The sequence below is a fragment of the Acinetobacter sp. YH16052 genome (assembly GCF_013417155.1).
Classification (GTDB): Bacteria; Pseudomonadota; Gammaproteobacteria; order Pseudomonadales; family Moraxellaceae; genus Acinetobacter.
On record NZ_VPEO01000004.1, the window covers coordinates 186516 to 208381 of the forward strand.

Annotated in this window: 21 protein-coding genes, 2 tRNA genes and 1 pseudogene; 15 read left to right on the forward strand and 9 right to left on the reverse strand. The window is 42.4% G+C overall.

Annotation, left to right across the window (positions count from 1 at the left end):
• Positions 1-155: 155 nt before the first annotated feature.
• Together sucC and sucD are read left to right on the forward strand one after the other, a co-directional pair.
• Positions 156-1322: an ADP-forming succinate--CoA ligase subunit beta gene (sucC, locus tag FTV42_RS04580; protein ID WP_180037694.1), complete on the forward strand. Its 1167-nt coding sequence runs from the start codon at positions 156-158 to the stop codon at positions 1320-1322.
• A gap of 12 nt (positions 1323-1334) precedes the next feature.
• On the forward strand, positions 1335-2225 hold the full coding sequence (sucD, locus tag FTV42_RS04585) for a succinate--CoA ligase subunit alpha (protein ID WP_004646291.1): 891 nt from the start codon (positions 1335-1337) through the stop codon (positions 2223-2225).
• A gap of 65 nt (positions 2226-2290) precedes the next feature.
• Here sucD and FTV42_RS04590 read toward each other — a convergent pair whose 3' ends face one another.
• From FTV42_RS04590 to FTV42_RS04600, 3 genes are all read right to left on the reverse strand, one after another.
• Positions 2291-3997 carry a flotillin family protein gene (locus FTV42_RS04590; RefSeq protein ID WP_005107514.1) on the reverse strand — a complete coding sequence of 569 codons (1707 nt, stop codon included), beginning with the start codon at positions 3995-3997 and terminating at the stop codon, positions 2291-2293.
• Positions 3998-4034: 37 nt separating this feature from the next.
• On the reverse strand, positions 4035-4670 hold the full coding sequence (locus tag FTV42_RS04595) for a YqiJ family protein (RefSeq protein ID WP_180037696.1): 636 nt from the start codon (positions 4668-4670) through the stop codon (positions 4035-4037).
• Positions 4671-4985: 315 nt separating this feature from the next.
• Positions 4986-5528 (reverse strand): hypothetical protein, encoded by a 543-nt coding sequence (locus FTV42_RS04600; RefSeq protein ID WP_004279459.1) that lies wholly within the window; start codon positions 5526-5528, stop codon positions 4986-4988.
• Between the two features lie 323 nt (positions 5529-5851).
• Between FTV42_RS04600 and cysD the strand changes: the two genes are divergently transcribed.
• The 3 genes from cysD (at position 5852) to FTV42_RS04615 (ending at position 8966) form a co-directional block, all read left to right on the forward strand.
• Positions 5852-6766, forward strand: coding sequence for a sulfate adenylyltransferase subunit CysD (cysD, locus tag FTV42_RS04605; protein WP_004730252.1), 915 nt, complete (start codon positions 5852-5854; stop codon positions 6764-6766).
• 165 nt (positions 6767-6931) lie between these two features.
• A complete protein-coding gene (gene cysN, locus FTV42_RS04610) occupies positions 6932-8548 on the forward strand; it encodes a sulfate adenylyltransferase subunit CysN (protein WP_180037698.1) in 1617 nt (538 codons plus the stop codon).
• A 145-nt stretch (positions 8549-8693) separates the two neighbouring features.
• Positions 8694-8966 (forward strand): hypothetical protein, encoded by a 273-nt coding sequence (locus tag FTV42_RS04615; RefSeq protein WP_180037700.1) that lies wholly within the window; start codon positions 8694-8696, stop codon positions 8964-8966.
• Between the two features lie 69 nt (positions 8967-9035).
• Here the strand turns inward: FTV42_RS04615 and FTV42_RS04620 are convergent, their stop codons facing one another.
• Positions 9036-9380, reverse strand: a complete 345-nt coding sequence (locus FTV42_RS04620) for a co-chaperone YbbN (protein WP_004646305.1) — start codon at positions 9378-9380, stop codon at positions 9036-9038.
• Between the two features lie 130 nt (positions 9381-9510).
• On the opposite strand from FTV42_RS04620, the gene FTV42_RS04625 reads away from it, so the two are divergent.
• The 3 genes and pseudogenes from FTV42_RS04625 to FTV42_RS04635 all read left to right on the forward strand — a co-directional run bounded on the left by FTV42_RS04625 (position 9511) and on the right by FTV42_RS04635 (position 11949).
• Positions 9511-10503 (forward strand): NAD(P)H-quinone oxidoreductase, encoded by a 993-nt coding sequence (locus FTV42_RS04625; RefSeq protein ID WP_004646306.1) that lies wholly within the window; start codon positions 9511-9513, stop codon positions 10501-10503.
• Positions 10504-10718: 215 nt separating this feature from the next.
• The gene (locus FTV42_RS04630) at positions 10719-10922 is read left to right on the forward strand and encodes a hypothetical protein (RefSeq protein ID WP_004646307.1); all 204 of its coding nucleotides are present in this window, start codon (positions 10719-10721) and stop codon (positions 10920-10922) included.
• A 153-nt stretch (positions 10923-11075) separates the two neighbouring features.
• Positions 11076-11949: pseudogene (locus tag FTV42_RS04635) on the forward strand (helix-turn-helix transcriptional regulator).
• Positions 11950-12137: 188 nt separating this feature from the next.
• Here FTV42_RS04635 and FTV42_RS04640 read toward each other — a convergent pair.
• Positions 12138-12223 (reverse strand) — tRNA-Leu (locus tag FTV42_RS04640).
• A 10-nt stretch (positions 12224-12233) separates the two neighbouring features.
• Positions 12234-12307, reverse strand: a tRNA-Cys gene (locus FTV42_RS04645).
• A 153-nt stretch (positions 12308-12460) separates the two neighbouring features.
• Here FTV42_RS04645 and folD point away from each other — a divergent pair.
• Positions 12461-13309: a bifunctional methylenetetrahydrofolate dehydrogenase/methenyltetrahydrofolate cyclohydrolase FolD gene (gene folD / locus FTV42_RS04650; RefSeq protein ID WP_180037703.1), complete on the forward strand. Its 849-nt coding sequence runs from the start codon at positions 12461-12463 to the stop codon at positions 13307-13309.
• Positions 13310-13444: 135 nt separating this feature from the next.
• Complete coding sequence (locus tag FTV42_RS04655; RefSeq protein WP_004279468.1) at positions 13445-14113, forward strand: methyltransferase; 669 nt, start codon at positions 13445-13447, stop codon at positions 14111-14113.
• Between the two features lie 73 nt (positions 14114-14186).
• On the opposite strand, the gene FTV42_RS04660 is transcribed toward FTV42_RS04655, so the two are convergent.
• Entirely contained in the window at positions 14187-14609 is a 423-nt protein-coding gene (locus FTV42_RS04660; RefSeq protein ID WP_004646311.1) for a hypothetical protein, read from the reverse strand.
• Between the two features lie 134 nt (positions 14610-14743).
• Positions 14744-16573 (reverse strand): phosphoenolpyruvate carboxykinase (GTP), encoded by a 1830-nt coding sequence (locus tag FTV42_RS04665; protein ID WP_180037705.1) that lies wholly within the window; start codon positions 16571-16573, stop codon positions 14744-14746.
• A gap of 417 nt (positions 16574-16990) precedes the next feature.
• Between FTV42_RS04665 and FTV42_RS04670 the strand changes: the two genes are divergently transcribed.
• From FTV42_RS04670 to groL, 4 genes are all read left to right on the forward strand, one after another.
• Entirely contained in the window at positions 16991-17929 is a 939-nt protein-coding gene (locus FTV42_RS04670; RefSeq protein ID WP_218946907.1) for a diacylglycerol kinase family protein, read from the forward strand.
• Positions 17910-18686, forward strand: coding sequence for a metallophosphoesterase (locus FTV42_RS04675; RefSeq protein ID WP_180037709.1), 777 nt, complete (start codon positions 17910-17912; stop codon positions 18684-18686). The genes FTV42_RS04670 and FTV42_RS04675 overlap by 20 nt, the downstream gene beginning before the upstream one ends.
• A gap of 168 nt (positions 18687-18854) precedes the next feature.
• A complete protein-coding gene (gene groES, locus FTV42_RS04680) occupies positions 18855-19145 on the forward strand; it encodes a co-chaperone GroES (RefSeq protein ID WP_004646315.1) in 291 nt (96 codons plus the stop codon).
• A gap of 70 nt (positions 19146-19215) precedes the next feature.
• Positions 19216-20850: a chaperonin GroEL gene (groL, locus tag FTV42_RS04685; protein WP_004279474.1), complete on the forward strand. Its 1635-nt coding sequence runs from the start codon at positions 19216-19218 to the stop codon at positions 20848-20850.
• A gap of 66 nt (positions 20851-20916) precedes the next feature.
• Here the strand turns inward: groL and FTV42_RS04690 are convergent, their stop codons facing one another.
• Positions 20917-21411, reverse strand: coding sequence for a copper resistance protein NlpE (locus tag FTV42_RS04690; RefSeq protein WP_180037711.1), 495 nt, complete (start codon positions 21409-21411; stop codon positions 20917-20919).
• A gap of 227 nt (positions 21412-21638) precedes the next feature.
• Here FTV42_RS04690 and FTV42_RS17520 point away from each other — a divergent pair, with 227 nt between their 5' ends.
• On the forward strand, positions 21639-21773 hold the full coding sequence (locus FTV42_RS17520; protein WP_257223402.1) for a hypothetical protein: 135 nt from the start codon (positions 21639-21641) through the stop codon (positions 21771-21773).
• Positions 21774-21866: the final 93 nt, after the last annotated feature.

Below are 21866 nucleotides of genomic sequence, written 5' to 3' on the forward strand. Positions count from 1 at the left end.
ACTTAGGTCGCTCTTTTTACATTTCATGGTTGTTTTTATTGGAACAATCATCTAAAAATAAAGATAACGATTTTAAGAAATGCTGGTACTGCTTTGACGGATGTCTGGGTGCTAGTGGGTTATAACAAGGCAAAGAAGTAATAAAAGGTTATTCAATGAATTTACATGAGTATCAAGCAAAAGCGCTATTAAAAAAATATGGTATGCCTGTACAGGAAGGAATACTTGCCACCAATGCCGATGAAACGGTGCATGCTTTCGAGCAGTTGGGTGGAAAGTTTGCAGTATTGAAAGCACAGGTGCATGCGGGTGGCCGGGGTAAGGCTGGTGGGGTAAAAGTAGTGAAATCGGCTGCCGAGGCTGCTGAATATGCCAACCAGATTATTGGTTCACGCTTGGTGACTTATCAGACTGATGCCAATGGGCAGCCAGTCAATAGCATTTTAGTCTCTGAGGATGTTTATCCTGTTGAGCGCGAGCTGTACTTGGGCGCTGTGGTGGATCGCTCGACTCGCCGCATCACTTTTATGGCATCGACTGAGGGTGGTGTTGAAATTGAGAAAGTGGCCGAAGAAACCCCTGAAAAAATTATTAAAGTTGAAGTTGATCCTTTAGTCGGTCTAATGCCATTTCAGGCGCGTGAAGTTGCTTTTGCACTTAAACTCAAAGATGGACAAATCAATCAATTTGTTAAAGTCATGACGGCTGCCTATCAGGCATTTGTAGACAATGATTTTGCACTTTTCGAAATCAATCCGCTGTCTGTGCGTGAAAACGGCGACATTCTGTGTGTCGATGCCAAAATCGGAATTGATTCGAATGCACTGTACCGTTTGCCTGAAGTGGCTGCTTTGCGTGATAAGTCTCAAGAAAATGAACGTGAGTTAAAAGCCTCTGAGTTTGATCTAAACTATGTGGCACTTGAGGGTAACATTGGTTGTATGGTCAATGGTGCCGGTCTTGCCATGGCAACCATGGATATTATTAAGCTGTATGGCGGTCAACCAGCCAACTTCCTGGATGTTGGTGGTGGTGCAACCAAAGAGCGCGTGATTGAAGCCTTTAAAATTATCTTGGCAGATAATTCTGTTCAAGGTGTATTAATCAATATTTTTGGTGGAATTGTACGTTGTGACATGATTGCTGAAGCAATTATTGCAGCGGTTCAGGAAGTAAATGTGACCGTTCCCGTAGTTGTTCGCCTCGAAGGCAATAATGCGGAACTGGGCGCAAAATTACTGGATGAATCAGGTTTAAAATTGATTTCTGCACATGGTCTTGCTGATGCTGCAGAAAAAATCGTTGCTGCTGTAAAAGCTTAAGGAGTATCTAACATGAGCGTATTAGTTAATAAAGACACTAAAGTATTGGTACAGGGCTTTACAGGCAAAAACGGTACATTCCATTCTGAACAGGCTTTAGCCTACGGCACTAAAGTCGTGGGTGGTGTAACCCCGGGTAAAGGTGGTCAAACCCATTTAGAATTGCCTGTATTTAATACCATGCGTGAAGCAGTGAAAGAAACAGGTGCAGATGCTTCAGTGATTTATGTTCCGGCACCCTTTGTACTGGACTCTATTGTTGAAGCGGTTGATTCTGGCATTGAGTTAATTGTGGTGATTACTGAAGGTGTACCGACCATCGACATGCTCAAAGCCAAGCGTTATCTGGAAACCAATGGTAATGGCACACGTCTCATCGGACCAAACTGTCCGGGTATTATTACGCCGGGTGAATGTAAAATCGGGATCATGCCGGGACATATTCATCAGCCCGGTAAAATCGGGATTATTTCACGTTCAGGCACACTGACTTATGAGGCTGTGGCGCAAACTACAAAACTCGGTTTAGGTCAGTCGACCTGTATCGGTATTGGTGGTGACCCGATTCCGGGCATGAACCAGATTGACTGCTTGAAACTGTTCCAGGAAGATCCACAAACTGAAGCTATCATTATGATTGGTGAGATTGGCGGTACTGCGGAAGAAGAAGCTGCGGAATATATTCAATCGAATGTGACTAAGCCAGTTGTTGGTTATATTGCGGGTGTGACTGCACCTAAAGGCAAACGTATGGGTCACGCAGGTGCGATTATTTCAGGTGGTAAGGGCACAGCAGAAGAAAAGTTTGCTGCCTTTGAGCGTGCGGGTATGGCGTATACACGTAGTCCAGCCGAACTTGGTTCAACCATGCTGCAAGTATTAAAAGATAAAGGTTTAGTTTGATATTCACATTAGACCTTTAATAAAAAAGCTCCCAGATGGGAGCTTTTTTATATCTCAGTCTATTTTTAAGTTTTGGCTTTAAGGCTCTGAGTCATGCCGTTGATATCACCACCTTGAATACCAAGCTCACTCATCAGACTGTCAATAAGCGGTGCTTGGCTACGATAACGTAGGGCGCTATTCACTACCTGATCTGATAGAGCAACATTACCATTCTCATGATGGGCATCTGCCTGACAGGCACCGGCATGACCGCCATGTAGGCCATTCACCTGGAGAATCTTGATATCATCAATATTCTCCATTGGCTTGACACTTTCTCTGATAATTTCAGGCAAGTATTTCAGCATGGCCAGACGAATCTGCATTTCGACCTGTTCAGGTGACAGGACGTTATTGGCTTCATTGACCGCACGTGTACCTTCAGCATCCACCTGATACTGTTTCTCCATTGCCTGAGCCAGTAGAATTTTCGCATCCGCTTCGCCCTTGGCTTTAAGGCGGACTTTTTCTGCTTCCGCCTCAGCCGCAATCCGCACTGCTTCTGCATCATCTGCTGCCGCTTGTTTGCCAGCTTCAGCGGCAACTGTAATGGCAATTGCATCTTTTTCAGCATGTTCTTTGGCTGCGACCAGCTCAACTGCCTTTTGACGCTCTGCTTGCTGGATTTGACGTACGGTGATGACTTCTTCTTCCGCTTTTACCGCTTGTGCACGCGCCTGATCGGCTTGGGCTTTAGCTTCAGATTCAGCACGTGATTTTTCCGCAATGGCAATGGCGCGGTCCTGTTCAGCGAGTTCAATGGTTTTCTTTTGCTCGACCTGTGCTTTTTGAATCAGCTGAGCCTTTTGAATATTTTCATTTTCGACATCACGGGCGGCCAAAATACGCTTGAGTTCGACTTCTCGTTCAGCGGCAATTTGTGCTTCTTCTGCTTCACGTTTTTTGCCGGCTTCCTGAGCGGCAATTTCAGCCAGCTGTTCAGCACGGCGAATGGCAATTTCACGTTCTTGTTGCAGCTTGGCATATTCTTCTTCACGAATAATTTGCAGGCGCGCCTGTTCAGCTTCCAGATTTTTGGTTTTGATCGCCAGATCGGTATCCTGTTCAATGTGGTTACGCTTGCGGCGACGATCTTCAATGGTTTCAGTGAGCTTGGTCAGACCTTCAGCATCAAATGCATTTTGCGGGTTGAAGTATTTAAATCCGGTCTGATCCAGTCCGGTTAGGGAAACCGTTTCAAGCTCCAGACCATTTTTATGTAAATCTTCCGAAACGACTTGCTGTACTTTTTGTACGAAATCGACTCGTTTTTCATGCAGTTCTTCCATGGCCATTTCTGCAGCCACTGCGCGCAGTGAATCAACGAACTTACCTTCCACCAGATTTTTTAGTTCATTCGGTGACATGGTTTTTTGACCAAGGGTTTGTGCTGCGGTGGCAATTGAATCTGCGGTAGGTTTGACTCGGACATAGAATTCGGCCATGACATCGACTCGCATACGGTCACGGGTAATCAGTGCCTGATCATCAGCACGGCGGACTTCAAGACGTAGGGTATTCATATTTACTGGAATGATTTCATGCAAGACAGGGAGCACGATTGCGCCTCCACCTAAAATCACTTTTTCTCCACCCCAACCGGTACGTACAAAGGAAATTTCCTTGCTTGAACGACGGTATAAACGTGCAATGATGAGACCGAAGGTCACCAGTGCTACAAAAATAATTCCCGCAATAATTAAAATATTATATAAATCAAATGTTAACATTGTTATAAAGTCTCAATTGAGTGCTAGCTAAATAAAATTAAAGTGCAATGGCTTGAAAGCCGTTCTTGGTTTTGTGGGTTAGAACTACATTCTGACCTTGATTTAGAATTTGATTGTTTTCTGGTTCAACCAGAACATAATGAGTCTGGCCATGTTGATCCCGGACTTTGGCTTGTGCGGGAGAATTCACTTTGGCATCTCCCAGAATAATGGTCGCGGTACGTCCGATGAGTTCATCGCTATGAATCGCAGAGGTTTCGTCTTGGGGCAGGAGTTTGCTGGCGGCCATGGCAAGAAAGCGCACCACAGGCATACACAGAAACAGGCAGGCCGGAGAAATCAGCCAGACACTGAAAAGTTGGCTGGTCAGGCGTTCAAATATACCCTGAATCAATAAACCGCTCAAACCATAACTGGTCAGAAAAATAATCAGCCAGATAAATAAAGGCAGACGTCCCAGATATAACCAGTCAAATACTTTGCTGAAAACACCGGGAGACTGATCTGGGCTTATTTCTGGTTGCAGGGGATCTTCAGGTAAAAACTGTTCGAAGATATGCTGAGAGCCGCCGCCGAGCAGCAATAGAATACATTCTAGTGCAGCAAACATCAGCATTAGGCTCAGGCTAATACTAAATACGATATTTGATGGATGCGTAAACAGTTCCCACATTTCTTTATCTCTATAATTATGTTTTCAGGAAAAGTGTCTGAAAGTTTTTATTGATATAACGATAACAGTAATTACTGATTTTGTATGCAAAAAAATAACAAAAAACCTTACAAACAAGGATTGAATATATTGATTATTTAATAATTATTGAACTATTAAAATTAATAATAAACTATAAGAAGCTAACTGGATGTTTGAGCAAGTGATGCCATAGCGGCAATAGGAATTCTGAATAGCATGGCACTCTGTGTGTGCTTGCCTGAGAAAGTATAGAGATACATCGACCTGAGTATCTCCAAATTTTTCTGTTCAAGTTTAAAGTAGGGCAGTCTGAATCCGGACTTTCATATCTAGAGTCTGTTGCAGAATATAGTGTTGCATCCATTTGACCTGTTCGCCCATAGGATTGACCTTGACTGCAGTATTCAGGAAGTCGAGATCAGGCTGCTTGAAAAGCTGTTGTTGCAAGGTTTGCTCCAAAATCTGACTGTTGGTTGTCAAAGGTAATGCCACTAGATAGAACGCTTTAGGATAATTATAAAAGGCATATAATAAGTTAAAGGCTTTTTGATCACCTTTGAGGTTGCCAGCACCAATTTCGTAAGCTGCGTTCTGGTTGCTATAAGTAACGCCGATTAGAAATTCCCAATGACCTTCTTGCAAACGTAGACCAAACTGTAATCCGATTTGATCCGCGGTCAGCTCGTGTTGCAGATAGATATTTAAAGGCTTGCCATCATCACTGAAAGGTTCTTGCAAGACCAAAATATTTTGCTGGTGCTGATAAATATAACCAGCAAGCTGGGCCTGTTCCAGACGGGTTTTTACAGTGGCAAGATCAAAAGCACTATAGGGCATAAGCAAAGTATATATAAAGGGGAGAATTGAGCTTACTCTAGTAATTTTTCAGCTATTTGAGAACCACTACTTTAGATTATTTTCCTAGGATTTTATTGGCTTAGCGACAGGGTAATATATAGCTATACCACACAATATCCTCGCTTGAATTGGGCAAATTATTGATTCATAAAAACTGATATTCATTATTGATGAATTTTTATATGAGCTTTTGATATATCAATATCATAAAACAAGCAATGGATAGGATAAGTAAATCACTATAATGAATATAAATTTTCAAAAGTGTCATAAGTACACGTTTTTCTAAGCTGGTGTTGTCCATGTCGTTAAATGAGGAAAGACTTACTCATCTTAAACAGCTTGAAGCTGAGAGTATTCATATCATCCGCGAAGTTGCTGCCGAGTTTGAAAATCCGGTCATGCTGTATTCGATTGGTAAAGATTCAGCGGTCATGCTGCATCTTGCGCTAAAAGCGTTCTACCCAGCAAAACTTCCATTTCCATTATTACATGTCGATACAGGCTGGAAGTTTAAAGACATGATCACTTTCCGGGACAACATGGCGAAAACCCATGGTTTCGATTTGATCGTGCATCAGAATAAAGAAGGGGTTGAGGCCGGTATTAACCCGTTCGACCATGGTAGCTCTAAATATACCGACATCATGAAAACTCAGGGCTTAAAACAGGCCCTGGATAAATACGGTTTTGATGCTGCTTTTGGTGGCGCGCGCCGTGATGAAGAAAAATCACGTGCCAAGGAACGTGTTTATTCATTCCGTGATTCGAAACATCGTTGGGATCCGAAAAACCAGCGTCCAGAACTTTGGAATCTTTACAACGGTAAAGTGAACAAGGGCGAAAGTATTCGTGTATTCCCATTATCTAACTGGACTGAGCTGGATATCTGGCAATACATCTATTTGGAAAGTATTCCATTAGTACCACTTTATTTGGCTGCAGAACGTCCTGTGGTTGAACGTAGTGGCACACTTATTATGGTTGATGATGAACGTATGCCTTTAAAAGAAGGTGAAGTTCCACAAATGAAATCGGTACGTTTCCGTACTTTGGGTTGTTATCCATTAACAGGTGCTGTGGAATCTACAGCCAATACCTTGCCGGAAATTATTCAGGAAATGTTGCTGGCAACCAGTTCTGAGCGTCAAGGTCGTATGATTGACCATGATGAAGCAGGCTCGATGGAGAAGAAGAAGCAGGAAGGCTACTTCTAATTTAATCTCCCCCCTTGCGCAGCAATGCTGCTCACCTCTTTAAAAAGAGGGGGAACTCCTAAATCAGAACGGAGATAAAGTCCCTCTTTATTAAAGAGGGATTTAGGGAGATTAAAAAAAGATTCAAAACAACCGATTTCTAAAGAATATGTGGAGCTTTGAGCGATGTCTCATCAATCTGATTTAATCAGCCAAGATATCTTGGGCTATCTGAAACAACATGAAAATAAAGACCTGTTGCGTTTTCTGACTTGCGGTAACGTGGACGATGGTAAATCGACGTTAATCGGTCGTCTGCTATACGATTCAAAATTGATTTATGAAGATCAATTACAGGCCGTGACCCGTGACTCGAAAAAAGTCGGTACGACAGGTGATGCACCTGACTTGGCGCTTCTGGTTGATGGTTTACAAGCAGAGCGTGAGCAAGGCATTACCATTGATGTGGCCTATCGTTATTTCTCGACAGAAAAGCGTAAGTTCATCATCGCGGATACGCCGGGACATGAACAGTACACCCGTAACATGGCGACAGGTGCGTCGACGTGTGACCTTGCGATCATTTTGATTGATGCGCGTTATGGCGTGCAAACCCAGACGCGTCGTCATACCTTTATTGCGAGTTTGCTCGGGATCAAGAACATCATTGTTGCAATCAATAAGATGGACTTGGTGGAATTCTCTGAAACGCGTTTCAATGAAATCCAGGCTGAATATGCGGCATTCGTTGCACAATTGGGCGACCGTAAACCAAGCAATATCATCTTTACGCCTATTTCTGCATTGAATGGCGATAACGTGGTGAACAAGTCAGCCAATACGCCATGGTACACTGGTGAAACGCTGATGGGTACACTTGAATCGGTGGAAATTAACCGTAGTTCAGCGAAGCAGGATTTCCGTTTCCCTGTGCAATACGTGAACCGTCCAAACCTCGACTTCCGTGGTTTCTGCGGTACGATCGCACTTGGTGATATCAATGTTGGCGATACCGTAACAGCATTACCTTCTGGTAAATCATCGACTGTCAAAGAAATTGTCACTTTTGATGGCAATCTTGAGCATGCAGTTACAGGTCAGGCAGTGACTTTAACGCTTAACGATGAAATTGATATTTCACGTGGTAACGTGTTAATTCGTGCGGATCAAGCTGTTCCAAATATTTCCCGTTCAGTTCAAGCGACTGTTGTGTGGATGGCAGATCAACCACTTGTACTGGGTAAGCTGTACAACATCAAGATTGGTACGCAAACCGTTCCGGCAAAAGTAACGGCAATTCATTACCGTACCAACGTTAACACATTGGAAAAAGTTCAGGTGGATAAACTTGAGCTAAATGCAATCGCCAATGTGACTGTTGAATTTGATGCACCAGTGGTCTTTGACCGTTATCAAGACAGCCGTTTTACCGGTTCGTTTATCTTCATCGATCGTTTGAATAACGTGACGATTGGTGCTGGTATGGTGGAAGAATCAGTTGAATGGTCTGCACACGATGAGCCTGTCACTGCAGAAGCACGTGCGGCACGTTTGGGTCAAAAACCTGCTGCGGTGACTGTATCTGGTAAAGCTTTGGAAAATGCTCAGGCGCTAGAAAGCTTGCTGATTCAGCAAGGGATCGTTGCTATTGCTAAAGCAGGTTTGAATGCGGAGCAGGTTGCACTGGTTCGTGAAACTGGTGTGGTTGTGATTACCGATGCTGCTGAAGGTACAGACACGACTTTAACCGTAGATACAGTTGAAGAACTTGCTGAGAAGATTGTGGAATTGGTTCGTCTTTAAGACTGGACTGATTTGAAGAAACCCGCTGAAAAGCGGGTTTTTTATTGCCTAAATTTTGATTGCATGAAAATCATTCGATTAGTCAAAATGTGATCTTTCAATTTACTAGTCAATTAATACAATACTCCCTAGATTTGGGGAATATATGAAAAAATTAATATTGCTGGGTGGCTTGTGTGTGGCTTTTGGAGCTGAAGCCAAACAGAGCAGCCAAAGCGTTGAAGCAATCAAGCAAAAAATAATCCAGCAGTCGATTGAGAATTATCCGGGAAATTGTCCGTGTCCTTACAATACTGCAAGTAATGGTAGTCGTTGTGGTAAGCGTAGTGCTTATAATCGTGCAGGCGGATATGCGCCGCTGTGTTATCCGGAAGATGTGAGTGATCGAATGGTAAAGGAATATAAAGGGCGTAGTTAATTAAAGGCTCCGTATTTAGATAGTGAGCTAAAAGAAATATTTTTGTTAGATTTGGCTTCACATGGGTAATTATTCATAAGAATCATTGAGGACTAAGGCCAGAATTGCTTTCATTTCGGTTAAACTTTTCACGCCTGCAATCCTTTTAATAATTTCTCCATTTCTAAAAATAAGCGTAGAAGGCAAACCATAGGCATTATAGCGCAAGGTTAAAATCGGAGACTGATCCACATTGATCTTGCCAAATTTAACTTCAGGATTTACCTCAGCATAGTATGTCGCCAGTTCGGCAAAGACCGGAAAATTCTGAACACAGGGCTTGCACCAGTCTGCATAAAAGCGAATCACGGCAAAACCTTCAAACCACTCAAAATCACTGTAATTGTTTTCGTTATATTCGATCACTTGGGTCATGGTTGGCCTATTATCAATTTCCTGAATAGTCCCCCGATTATACATAAGTCCGATGTAGCTTCATTCCTCATGCTAACTATGTTCAAATAAGTCCAAGATATATGAAATGCATAGATTAGGGAAAGAAATCATGTCGCAACAAACCATGCAGCAAGTCATTATTACAGAACCAGGTGGTGTCGATAAACTCGCTTATGAAACGGTGACTTTACCTGAACCTAAAGCAGATGAAGTTCTGGTGAAAGTTCATGCCTTTGGTATTAACCGTCCAGATATCCTGCAGCGTCAAGGCTTATATCCGATGCCGAAAGGGGTAACGCCAGTTCCTGGCCTGGAAGTGGCAGGTGAGGTGGTTGCGATTGGTAGTGATGTAAGTCAGTTTAAAGTTGGTGATCAAGTCTGTGGTTTGACCAATGGTGGCGGTTATGCTGAATATTGCGTCATACCTGAAAGCCAGACCTTGAATATTCCTGAAGGCGTAAGTTTTGTACAGGCAGCGGCCATTCCTGAAACTTTCTTTACTGTATGGGCGAACGTGTTCCAGATGGGTAAGGCCAAAGCAGGGGAAACTGTACTGGTACATGGTGGAACGAGCGGGATTGGTACGACTGCTTTAATGTTATGTAAATCACTCGGAATCAAAACTTTTGCAACTGTCGGTTCAGATGAAAAAGTTGCGGCTATTTCTGATTTAACCACGGCTATTAATTATAAAACTCAGGACTTTGAGCAAGTTATTAATGAAGCCACTGACAATGGTGGTGTCGATGTCATTTTAGATATGGTCGGTGCACCATATTTAGAGCGTAATTTGAATTTGTTGCGCCGTGATGGACGTCTGGTCTATATCGCTTTCTTGGGTGGTGCCAAGGCCAAAGAAGTCAAACTGGGTCAAATCATGATGAAACGTCTGACCATTACCGGTTCGACCATGCGTGCACGCAGCACGGCTGAAAAAGCGGAAATTGCACAAGGCCTGAAAGAGCAGATTGCACCATTGTGGGCAAAAGGCGAATGTCTCCCGATGATCTATAAAACGTTTAAGTTCGATCAGATTCAGGATGCCCATGCCACAATGGATACTGGAGAGCATGTGGGTAAAGTTGTAGTTGAAATTATTTAATACGAGATAAGTGATTCAAAAAAAGCCAGTAATTTTACTGGCTTTTTTTAATTTTAAGTAAAATATTATTACAAATAAATATATAAAATCTTGAATAAAAATTAAAAAATGTTAACTGTTCGACACAACCTGTCAATTATGACACGTAAATTGCATGTATAGATAATTCCGACCAAATGGTTAAACATTCACATGAATATGAGAGGGAAAATAAGATGAAAATTATTTCAACAGCATATAGTTCAAAACATAGTTTAAGAGCATTACGACGTATTCATAAAATGATTATTCGCGGAACCATCAGCTGGGTAGAGTTACATAAAATGTATCGGGCGATGCTGCATCTGGAGCGTTATATAGAAAGATTAACAATACAAAATCGTCATTCAAGCAAGAAAGCATCCAGAAAATCCAAATAAGATCTTGTATTTTTAGGGTGAATAAAGGGTCAAGATCTGATGCAAAAAAATATCTTAGACTTTGTCCTAATATTATTCATTGATCGGCATTCAGTATAATCATTCAACATCTAGCGATAAATAAGTACATGAGAATATATTAAGTGGGGATTTATGAAGCGCCCAGCTTCAACACATGAGCGTCTTGCAGAGCGTTTAGCCAGAATTTTGACCAAATTAAACGTCGGATATCAACTCCGGGCTGCAGAGCTAGCTGCAGAATTTCAGGTCAGCACCCGCACCATTGAGCGTGATTTTGATCGTCTAGGCTCTTACTTACCCTTACTTCAAGATGAACAGAAACGATATTATCTGGAACCCTCTTATTTAGGGCGGTTTAAATTGCAGGATATCCAGACTTTTGCCCAGCTTTCGGGGATCAGTGAGTTGTATCCGGCGTTGGATATGTCTTTTATGCGTGAACTGCTGGATGAGCGGGCAAATCAGGTATTTTCGGCAAAAGGCTATTATTTTGAAGATGCCAAACAGTTTGCCGAACATTTCAAGTTGCTTGCAAGCGCAATCTATAAACGTCAGCAGGTTGAGTTGCAATATTCAGATCAATTGCGAATCATTAAGCCTTATCGCTTGATTCACCATCATGGTATCTGGTATCTGGTATCTGGTGGGCGTAGATCAGGACAAGTTGCGCACTTATCGCTTAAGTCAGGTGCAACAGCTCAAGCTGGTTTCTAAGGCGGAGAGCTTTGCGCATGATCCTGAAATACTGAAAATGCTGGCAGATGAAGACAGCATCTGGTTTGGGCAGCAAAAGCAGCAAGTCTTAATCAGGGTACAACCTGAAGTCACGGTCTTTTTTAAAGAGCGCCGTTTATTTCCAGAACAGCAGATCGAGCAGGAAGCCGAGACTGGAGAGTTAGTGATCAGTTGCCAGATTCGTCATGAAATGCAGTTGTTGCCTTTGGTACGTTACTGGTTGCCTTATGTGAAAATTATTGAGCCGATTCATTTTCAGCAAAAACTGTAACAGGATTTGCAGGGATATTTACGTTCTGCTGGATGATATTGAGAACGTAGAGCAGGGTAGCTTAATTAATGATCATGCTTTAAATAGAAATTTAATTTACTTATTTTTTTGATTTATTAAATTACAGGCATAAAAAAACCAGCTTCCGCTGGGTTCTTTATTTGCACCATCTTTCTGTAGTAGAAGAATGGTGCCCGAGGCCAGACTCGAACTGGCACGCTTTGTGGGCGGGGGATTTTAAATCCCCTGTGTCTACCGATTTCACCACTCGGGCTTTAACAAGATGGAGGCGGAGGTCGGAATCGAACCGGCGTCCACGGAGTTGCAGTCCGCTGCATGACCACTCTGCCACCCCGCCGCGTCTTGTTGATGCGTATATTAGCAAGCTCAGAAAAAAAAACAATAGTGTATTCATCTGTATGCGCATAAAAACATCATCTGGCGGAAAATATTTAAATTATTCATGTAGAATGTGCAAAATTGATTCATATCAACACTTGGGAGAAGTGCCGTGGCATTAGTTCTAGACGGTCGTGCATTGGCGAAGCAAATTGAAGCTGACTTGTTTACTCGCGTAGAAGCGCTGAAAGCAAAATCAGGTAGTACTCCAATTCTTGCGACGATTTTGGTAGGTGACGATGGTGCATCTGCAACTTATGTTCGCATGAAAGGCAATGCCTGCCGCCGTGTTGGTATGGATTCACTCAAAGTGGAACTTCCTAAAGAAACCACAACTGAAGAATTATTGGCTGAAATTGAAAAATTAAATGCAAATCCTGATGTGCACGGTATTCTGCTTCAGCACCCGGTTCCTGCGCAAATTGATGAGCGTGCCTGTTTCGATGCAATCTCGCTTGAAAAAGACGTAGATGGTGTCACTTGCCTGGGCTATGGTCGTATGGCAATGGGTGAGGCAGCCTATGGTTCAGCGACGCCTGCGGGTATTATGACTATCCTGAAAGAGAACAACATTGAAATCGCTGGTAAACATGCGGTAGTTGTAGGTCGTTCTGCAATTTTGGGTAAACCAATGGCTGCGATGCTGCTAGAAGCGAATGCAACCGTAACCATTTGCCATTCACGTACTCAAGATCTTGCAAGCTTTGTTAAGCAAGCAGATATCATTGTCGGTGCGGTAGGTAAAGCAGAATTAATTCAAAAAGACTGGATCAAACAAGGTGCAGTGGTTGTTGATGCTGGTTTCCATCCACGTGATGGCGGTGGTGTTGGTGATATCCAACTTGTTGGCATTGAAGAAATTGCTTCTGCTTACACACCAGTTCCGGGTGGTGTAGGTCCAATGACGATTACCACTTTAATCCGTCAAACGGTTGAAGCTGCTGAAAAAGCTTTAGGTTAATCAAATCCTCCCTAACCCTCCTTTTTCAAAGGAGGGAACTCTGATCACTATTTTTGGATGGAGTTTCCCCCTCTTTTTTAAAGAGGGGCTAGGGGAGATTCTTCAAAGACATTAATACTAATTAAAAGAAATCTAATGAGCTGCACCTTCCGACTCCCTCAAGCCCCAGAACATCTACTAAAAGCCTTGCATGATGTGATTCCACACTGTGAGCTACATGCACAGCAATTGCCGGATACACCCATTTCCCTGTGGCTGATTCCGCCAGTATTCCCAACAGATAAGCTGGATGATGAGGTGATTCGTCGCATTTGGAATGATACACCATACTGGATCTTTTGCTGGGCCTCAGGCTTGGCGATGGCGCAGTGGCTATTGGCAGAGCCGCATCATGTTAAAGACAAAGTAGTTTTGGATTTTGGGGCGGGATCGGGCGTAGTTGCCATTGCGGCAAAAATGGCAGGTGCAAAACGTGTGATCTGCTGTGATATCGATCAAGTTAGTCTAGATGCCTGTCGTGCCAATGCAGAGCTAAATGATGTCGAGCTTGAATATCTGGATGACCTATATAAGGCAGAGAAGGTGGATATTTTATTAGCCGCAGATGTGCTCTATGATCAATGTAACCGTTTCTTCCTGGATGAGTTTTTAAAATTTGCACCTGAGGTGTGGGTTGCAGACAGTCGGGTAAAAAACTTTAGTCATCCTCAATATGAAAAACTGGATGAGCGTAGTGCGACGACCTGGCCGGATTTGGATGAATCGCCCGAATTTCGTAATGTCAGTTTCTATAAAACACGTTAAATTTAAAAAATTAAAAAGGGCACTAGGCCCTTTTTGATTGTCTTACTCTGATTAAGTAACTAAGTATCAGATATTAAGAACAGGTATAACGAATAACCCGCATGGTCGTAGGGCGGGCTTCTAAAGCTTCGCGTGCACCCGGGTTCTCGCTATTATGTAAATCAGGCGTATTGCTCAAGCTGATTTGCGTGCGGCTATTACCCAGTTGGCGGCCATAGTTTTCCTGTTCCGCAGTTGGATTGGAAATTTCATTGGTGCTTAAAATCTGGATGTTGTAAGTTTTGGAATTTCCTAATACGTGTCTGCAAGCGGCTTGCAAGCGATTTTCATCCTGGCTTGGTCGTCCTGAGAGGGTGTAGCTCAAGGTTGCTGTATTGCCTGAACGTTCCAGAATTTCATAGCCACTTTGTCCATTGAATTGATGGGGTGTGGTCTGACATGCACTCAGTACGAAACTGCTCGCAGCCATAGCCAAAATTACTGTTGTTCTTTTCATATTTATAGTTCCTGAAGTCTTGGCTTAAGTATGCCATATTTTGCTTAAACTGCTGCTCTGGTCAATTGTGATCAATTGTTTAAACAGCCAATAAAAAAGGCCGCTTACGCGACCTTTTTTAATTAAATCAGCAATTAAGCAGATTTAACCGCAGCAATAAGTTCTGCTTGACGAGTTTTTAACGCTTCCGGTAAACGCTCACCTAACTTATCGAACAATTCAGTATGGCTTTCAAGCTCTTTGATCCATTGATCTTTGTCTTGAGAAGTTACTAGGTCAAACTGTTCTTTAGTGAAGTCAGAACCAGTCCAGTTCAGCTGTTCGTAAGTAGGAACTAGGCCGATTGGTGTTTCAACAGCATCAGCACGACCTTCACAACGGTCAATGATCCACTCAAGAACACGCATGTTTTGACCGAAACCAGGCCATACGAAGTTGCCTTCAGCATCACGACGGAACCAGTTCACGTTGTAGATACCTGGAAGTTTGTTGCCAGCAGCAGCAGCTTTCGCACCCACTTGCTCACCCATTTCTAACCAGTGCGTGAAGTAATCTGCCATGTTGTAGCCCGCGAATGGAAGCATCGCGAACGGGTCACGACGAACAACACCTTGTTGACCAACAGCAGCAGCAGTTGTTTCAGAGCCCATCGTTGCAGCTTTGTAAACACCGTCAACCCAGTCAAATGCTTCTGAAATTAGAGGCACAGTGTCTGCACGGCGACCACCGAAGATGAACGCAGAAATTGGCACGCCAGCTGGATTTTCCCAGTCAGCGTCAATAGAAGGGCATTGACCAGCTGCAACTGTGAAACGAGCATTTGGATGCGCTGCTTTTTCTTCGCCAGTGTGTGGTTGACCTTTCCAGTTAGTCAGGTTGGCAGGCGCTTCTTTAGTCAGACCTTCCCACCATACTTCGCCGTTGTCAGTCACAGCGACGTTTGTATAAATCACGTCTTTGTGCATGGTTGCCATACAGTTCGGGTTGGTCTTGGTGTTGGTACCAGGCGCTACACCGAAGAAGCCAGCTTCAGGGTTGATTGCATATAAGCGACCGTCTTCACCTGGTTTGATCCAAGCAATATCGTCACCTACAGTTTCAATCTTCCAGCCTTCATAGCCTGCTGGTGGAATCAACATAGCGAAGTTTGTTTTACCACATGCAGATGGGAATGCAGCTGCGATGTAGTGTTTTTCGCCTTGTGGATTGGTCACGCCAAGGATCAGCATGTGTTCAGCTAACCAGCCTTGTTGACGACCCATAAATGATGCAATACGTAATGCCAGGCATTTTTTACCCAACAATGCGTTACCGCCATAACCAGAACCATAAGACCAGATCTCACGAGTTTCTGGGTAATGCACGATGTATTTTTCTTTGTTGCAAGGCCATGCAACATCTTTTTCGCCGTTCGCAAGCGGAGCACCTACAGTGTGTACGCAAGGAACGTATTCACCGTCAGTACTAAGAACGTCATAAACAGCTTTACCCATACGAGCCATTTTAGACATGCTTACTGCAACGTAAGGAGAGTCAGTTAACTCGATACCGATATGAGCGATATGAGAACCCAATGGACCCATTGAGAATGGAACCACATAAAGTGTACGACCTGCCATTGAACCGTCAAATAAACCGTTCAATTTTTCGCGCATGACAGCAGGTGCTTCCCAGTTGTTGGTCGCGCCAGCATCGTCTTTGTTTTCAGAACAGATGTAAGTACGATCTTCAACACGTGCTACGTCAGAAGGATCAGAATTTGCAAGATAAGAACCAGGATGAGTTTCTTGATTCAGCGCTTGCATTGTGCCGTTAGCGATCATCAAGTCGATATAACGTTGATATTCTTCTGCGCTACCGTCACACCATTCAATTTTTGCTGGTTTTGTTAATTTAGCAATCTCTTCCACCCAAGCAATAAGCTTAGGGTGACGAACGAATTCTGGTGCGTTCACTTGGGTCATGGTGAGGCCTATCTCAAATGTGTACAAATTAGATGTACAAAGTACAATCCGAGCAATAAAAAATATCGCCCAGATGAAATATGAAAAAAAGTGGCTGTATTAAAGCATAAAATGATAAAAAAAATAAGACCAAAGAAGTGCTAGATTTCTTTTGGAATATAATGCTATTTTATTTATAAATATAAGTAAAACAACAAGATAAAACTAAATGTTTGAATTATTAAGGTTATTTATATAAGTGATGAGTGGTATTTATTTTAAAAATTAATATTAAAATCATTATCTTAATTTTATAAGACCTCTAATATTCATTATTGATTAAATAAATGGTTGCCATTTGAATTTTACATAAAGCCACTGTTAATTGTCTATGAATTGGACAAAATGCCAATAGGCTTCAATGAAATTGTGCGAAAAATGTCTAATCAATCTAAACCCTTATCGCTAATTTTTAATCATAAAGCTGGTTTTCGCATACAGGGGCCAGAAGGCATTTATGAACAGCTGATCGATATATTTTCAGCACAGGGTTATCAAACTAAAGCTTATGAAATCAATGATTCACAGCAATTTGATAAAATTATGACTGAGGTGCTTGAACAGCATTTGGCATCTAGCGAGTCAGGAATTATCGTTGCAGCGGGCGGAGATGGCACTTTAAATACAGTCGCCAAACATGTGTTGAATACGCAAATTCCTGTCGGTATTTTGCCTTTAGGGACTTTTAACTATGTGGCCAGATTATTGGGGATTCCGCTGGATTTGCTTGAAGCGGCAAAAGTGATTGCGACAGGACAGCCACAACGTATGAATGTTGCTCGGATCAATCAGGAAATTTATCTGAATAATGCCAGTTTAGGTCTATATCCTTTATTTATTAAAAAACGTGAAGACTATAATCGTATTTTTGGTCGCTTACCGCTACATGCCTATACCTCTGCACTGGATGTTCTGATTCGCGACCGTAAAGAATTAAAGCTAAAAATCTGGGTGGACCACAAGAAATATCCAGTGAAAACACCATTGATCTTTTTTGGCAATAATCCCTTGCAACTGGCGGATATGAAAATGCGCATTGCAGAAGCTGCTGAAAAAGGCAAAGTGGCGGGAGTGTTAGTTTCTAAAAGTGATAAGCTTACTTTATTTAAGCTAGTGTATCAGCTGATTCGTGGCAAGATTGACCAGGCATCGGATGTTTATAGTTTTGCAGCCGATCAAGTTCGAATCGAATCCCGAGCCAAGAAACTGATGGTAGCGATTGATGGGGAAATTTTGGAAATGGCCCCGCCACTCAATATTTCTGTATTAAAAGATAGCCTAAACGTAATGGTGCCACATGATCCTGCATCTATCTGATCTGCATTTTGGAACAGAGAAGCCGGAGTGTTTAGACGCGATTCGACATTTCTGTCAGACCCATTCACTTGAAGCTGTCGTCATCAGTGGTGATCTGACTCAGCGCGCACGATTGGGCCAGTTTTTTGCCTGTAAAAAATTTTTAGATCAGCTCAATACGCCTTATATGGTGATCCCGGGGAATCATGATATTCCGCTCTATCATTTGTGGAATCGGCTTTTCAATCCATTTACCCGTTACCAGATTTTTTTTGGTGAATTGGAGCCAATCTTTGAAACTGAAAATTTTTATCTGATTGGGGTGAATTCAATTCGACGTCGATATCATACCAAAGGGCATTTATCCCTTGAGCAGATTGAGCGCATTGATTTGCAACTGGCGCAGGCACCTGCGTCCAAATTAAAAATCATTGTCAGCCATCAGCCTTTTTATGTGCCTTTTCAAAATAAGCGTGGTTTCAAGGACAGCCCACTGATGGCCAAAATTGCTTTAGAGGCCTGGGCAGAGCATGGTCTGTTTGCGCTGTTGCATGGGCATCTGCATCAACCAGCGATTTATGATTTGAATCAGATGTTCGGATTAGGGATGGATCATCCTGTATATGATGTACATGCGGGTACTTCTGCGTCAAATCGTCTGCATAAAAATGAACCGAACAGCTTTAATCTGATTGATGCCACAGGAAAAATTTCTCAATATTTATTCGATGAAGTGGCGCAAGCCTTTTTGTTGAAAGCCGATCTGCTGAATAAATAGACGAAAACCTATGATTCGTTAAAAAAAACCAATTTTTTTTCATTTTTGCCCTTGAAGCGTTTTATTCCATCTCCATAAAAGTGACATCAAAAATTTTTGATGATGACCCATGGAATAATTAAGTCGTCATCAGTGACCTAAAAAAGACTTAGTCTGATGGAGTTATTTATGAGCAACATTCGTCCATTACATGACCGCGTTGTTATTCGTCGTGTTGAAGAAGAAACTAAAACAGCTGGAGGCATTTTACTTCCAGGTTCGGCTGCTGAGAAACCTGCTCAAGGTGAAATCATTGCAGTTGGTAATGGTCAAATCACTGATAATGGCGTACGCGCGTTAGACGTAAAAGTTGGCGACAAAGTATTGTTCGGTACTTATGCAGGCACTACTGTAAAAGTAAACGGCGAAGAGCTTTTAATCATGAAAGAATCTGACATTTTAGCGGTATTAGAAGCTTAATCTGCGCTAAAAAAGTTTTATTCATTCCAAATCAGATTTTGTAAAGATACAACAATATTCGGAGTCAAATATGTCAGCTAAAGACGTAAAATTTGGTGATTCAGCTCGTTCAAAAATGATTGCTGGTGTAAACACCCTTGCAGATGCAGTAAAGGTTACTTTGGGTCCTAAGGGCCGTAACGTTGTTATCGACCGTTCTTTTGGTGCACCGCACATCACTAAAGATGGTGTCACTGTTGCCAAAGAAATTACGCTGAAAGACAAGTTCGAGAACATGGGTGCTCAACTGGTTCGTGAAGTTTCTTCAAAAACCAATGACATCGCAGGTGATGGTACAACGACTGCAACTGTATTGGCACAAGCAATTTTGAATGAAGGCATCAAGTCAGTAACAGCGGGTATGAACCCAATGGACTTGAAACGCGGTATCGATATTGCGGTACGTTCTGTAGTTGAAAACATCAAGGCAACTGCAAAACCAGCATCAGACTCTAAAGCGATTGAACAAGTAGGTTCGATCTCTGCTAACTCTGATACGACTGTAGGTCAGCTGATTGCGCAAGCAATGGAAAAAGTGGGCAAAGAAGGCGTGATCACGGTTGAAGAAGGTTCAGGCTTCGAAGATTCGCTTGACGTAGTTGAAGGCATGCAGTTCGACCGCGGTTATATTTCTCCGTACTTCGCGAACAAGCAAGATACTTTAACAGCTGAACTTGAAAATCCATTCATTCTTCTTGTTGATAAAAAAATCAGCAATATTCGTGAATTGATTACAGTACTTGAAGCTGTTGCTAAAACTGGTAAACCGCTTTTAATCATTTCTGAAGATGTTGAAGGCGAAGCGCTTGCAACTCTTGTGGTCAACAACATGCGCGGTATTATCAAAGTATGTGCGGTGAAAGCACCTGGTTTTGGTGACCGTCGTAAAGCTATGCTTCAAGACATCGCGATCTTGACTGGCGGTACTGTGATTTCTGAAGAAATCGGCATGCAGCTGGATCAAACGACGCTTGATCATTTGGGTACAGCACATAAAGTAACTGTTTCTAAAGAAAATACTGTAATTGTAGATGGTGCGGGTAACGCTGGCCAAATCGCTGACCGTGTACAGCAAATCCGTGCACAGATCGAAGAATCTACTTCAGAATATGACAAAGAAAAACTTCAAGAGCGTGTAGCGAAACTTGCTGGCGGTGTTGCTGTCATCAAAATCGGTGCTGCAACTGAAGTTGCAATGAAAGAGAAAAAAGACCGTGTAGATGACGCGCTTCATGCGACTCGCGCTGCAGTTGAAGAAGGTGTCGTTGCGGGTGGTGGCGTTGCACTAGTACGTGCTGCATCTGCACTTGAAGGCGTAACAGGCGCGAATGATGACCAAAACGTAGGTATCAACATTCTTCGTCGTGCGATTGAAGCACCGCTTCGTCAAATCGTATCTAACGCAGGTGATGAGCCTTCTGTAGTGATCAACGCTGTGAAGAATGGCGAAGGTAACTTCGGTTATAACGCTGCAACTGGCGAATATGGCGATATGCTGGAAATGGGTATTCTTGACCCTGCTAAAGTAACGCGTTCTGCACTTGAGCACGCCGCTTCTGTTGCTGGCTTGATGCTGACCACTGAATGCATGATCACTGAAATCCCAGAAGACAAACCTGCAATGCCTGATATGGGTGGCATGGGTGGTATGGGCGGCATGATGTAATTCATCATCCGAGCATTTCATAAAAAATCCCCGCAATAGCGGGGATTTTTTTATGCGTTTACAAAATTATGATGCGGACTTTTTAACTAATTTATAATTTAAATTACTGTCGATTTTTTTACCTGATTTCATCTCGCGTGCTTCAACAAAATTTTCACTAACAAAGAATTTACGGTTTTCAGCTTTGTTATCTAATGTGATGATTGAAGGATCTTGAGGGTCAAAACTGAAACTACCTTTAGTTTCCGTCTCATTATTTCCAGCTTTACCTAAATATTCCTCATTTAGCTCATAGGTTTTATCCGGATTGAGAGCTAACTCGACCTTAATCCCTTCACAGTCAGCACAAGGAAAAACACCTTCGTATTCACCTGCCCAATCTAGCGAAGTTTCTGCGCTATCAGCACGGTTCACACTAGTATCCGCGTTATTTTGCTCCATCATGGCTGGGCTGGGTTGAGCATTATTACTTATCGGCTCATTATCATTGGGCTTTGAACAGGCGGTTAAAGCTCCTGCAAGAACGACTGCTATCGCAGCAGTAAGCGTTAATTTTTTCATTGTTTTAACCCTATTAAATTATTTGTTATGAATTACATTAAAAGTAGTCAGTACAGATAAATAGGGCAATCTTGTTAAAGTTTGATTCATTAGGTGAATGAGGCCAGAGTTATTGATAAGTGAGCAGGATTTAAGAATTTTTAGCCAAGTTTAAAGTCACTTTATGCTGTTTCGTTAACCAATTCTGAACGCTATGATTAGAAAATAATGATAATGCGGAGGGGATAATGAAATTAGAACAAGAAAATAATCTGATTGCAAAAATTTATGATGCTGCTGTATTACCATCTTTGTGGCTGGACGTGATTAAAGATATCGTGAGCTATACTAGGGCGTGTCCTCATTTGAAGAATTGGTTTTAAATACTTAAAATCCTCCTTTGAGTTATTTTTATTTCTATATTTTCAATGGCACGTACTCTTCTTACCGATGATATCTGGCAGCAAATTCAAGAT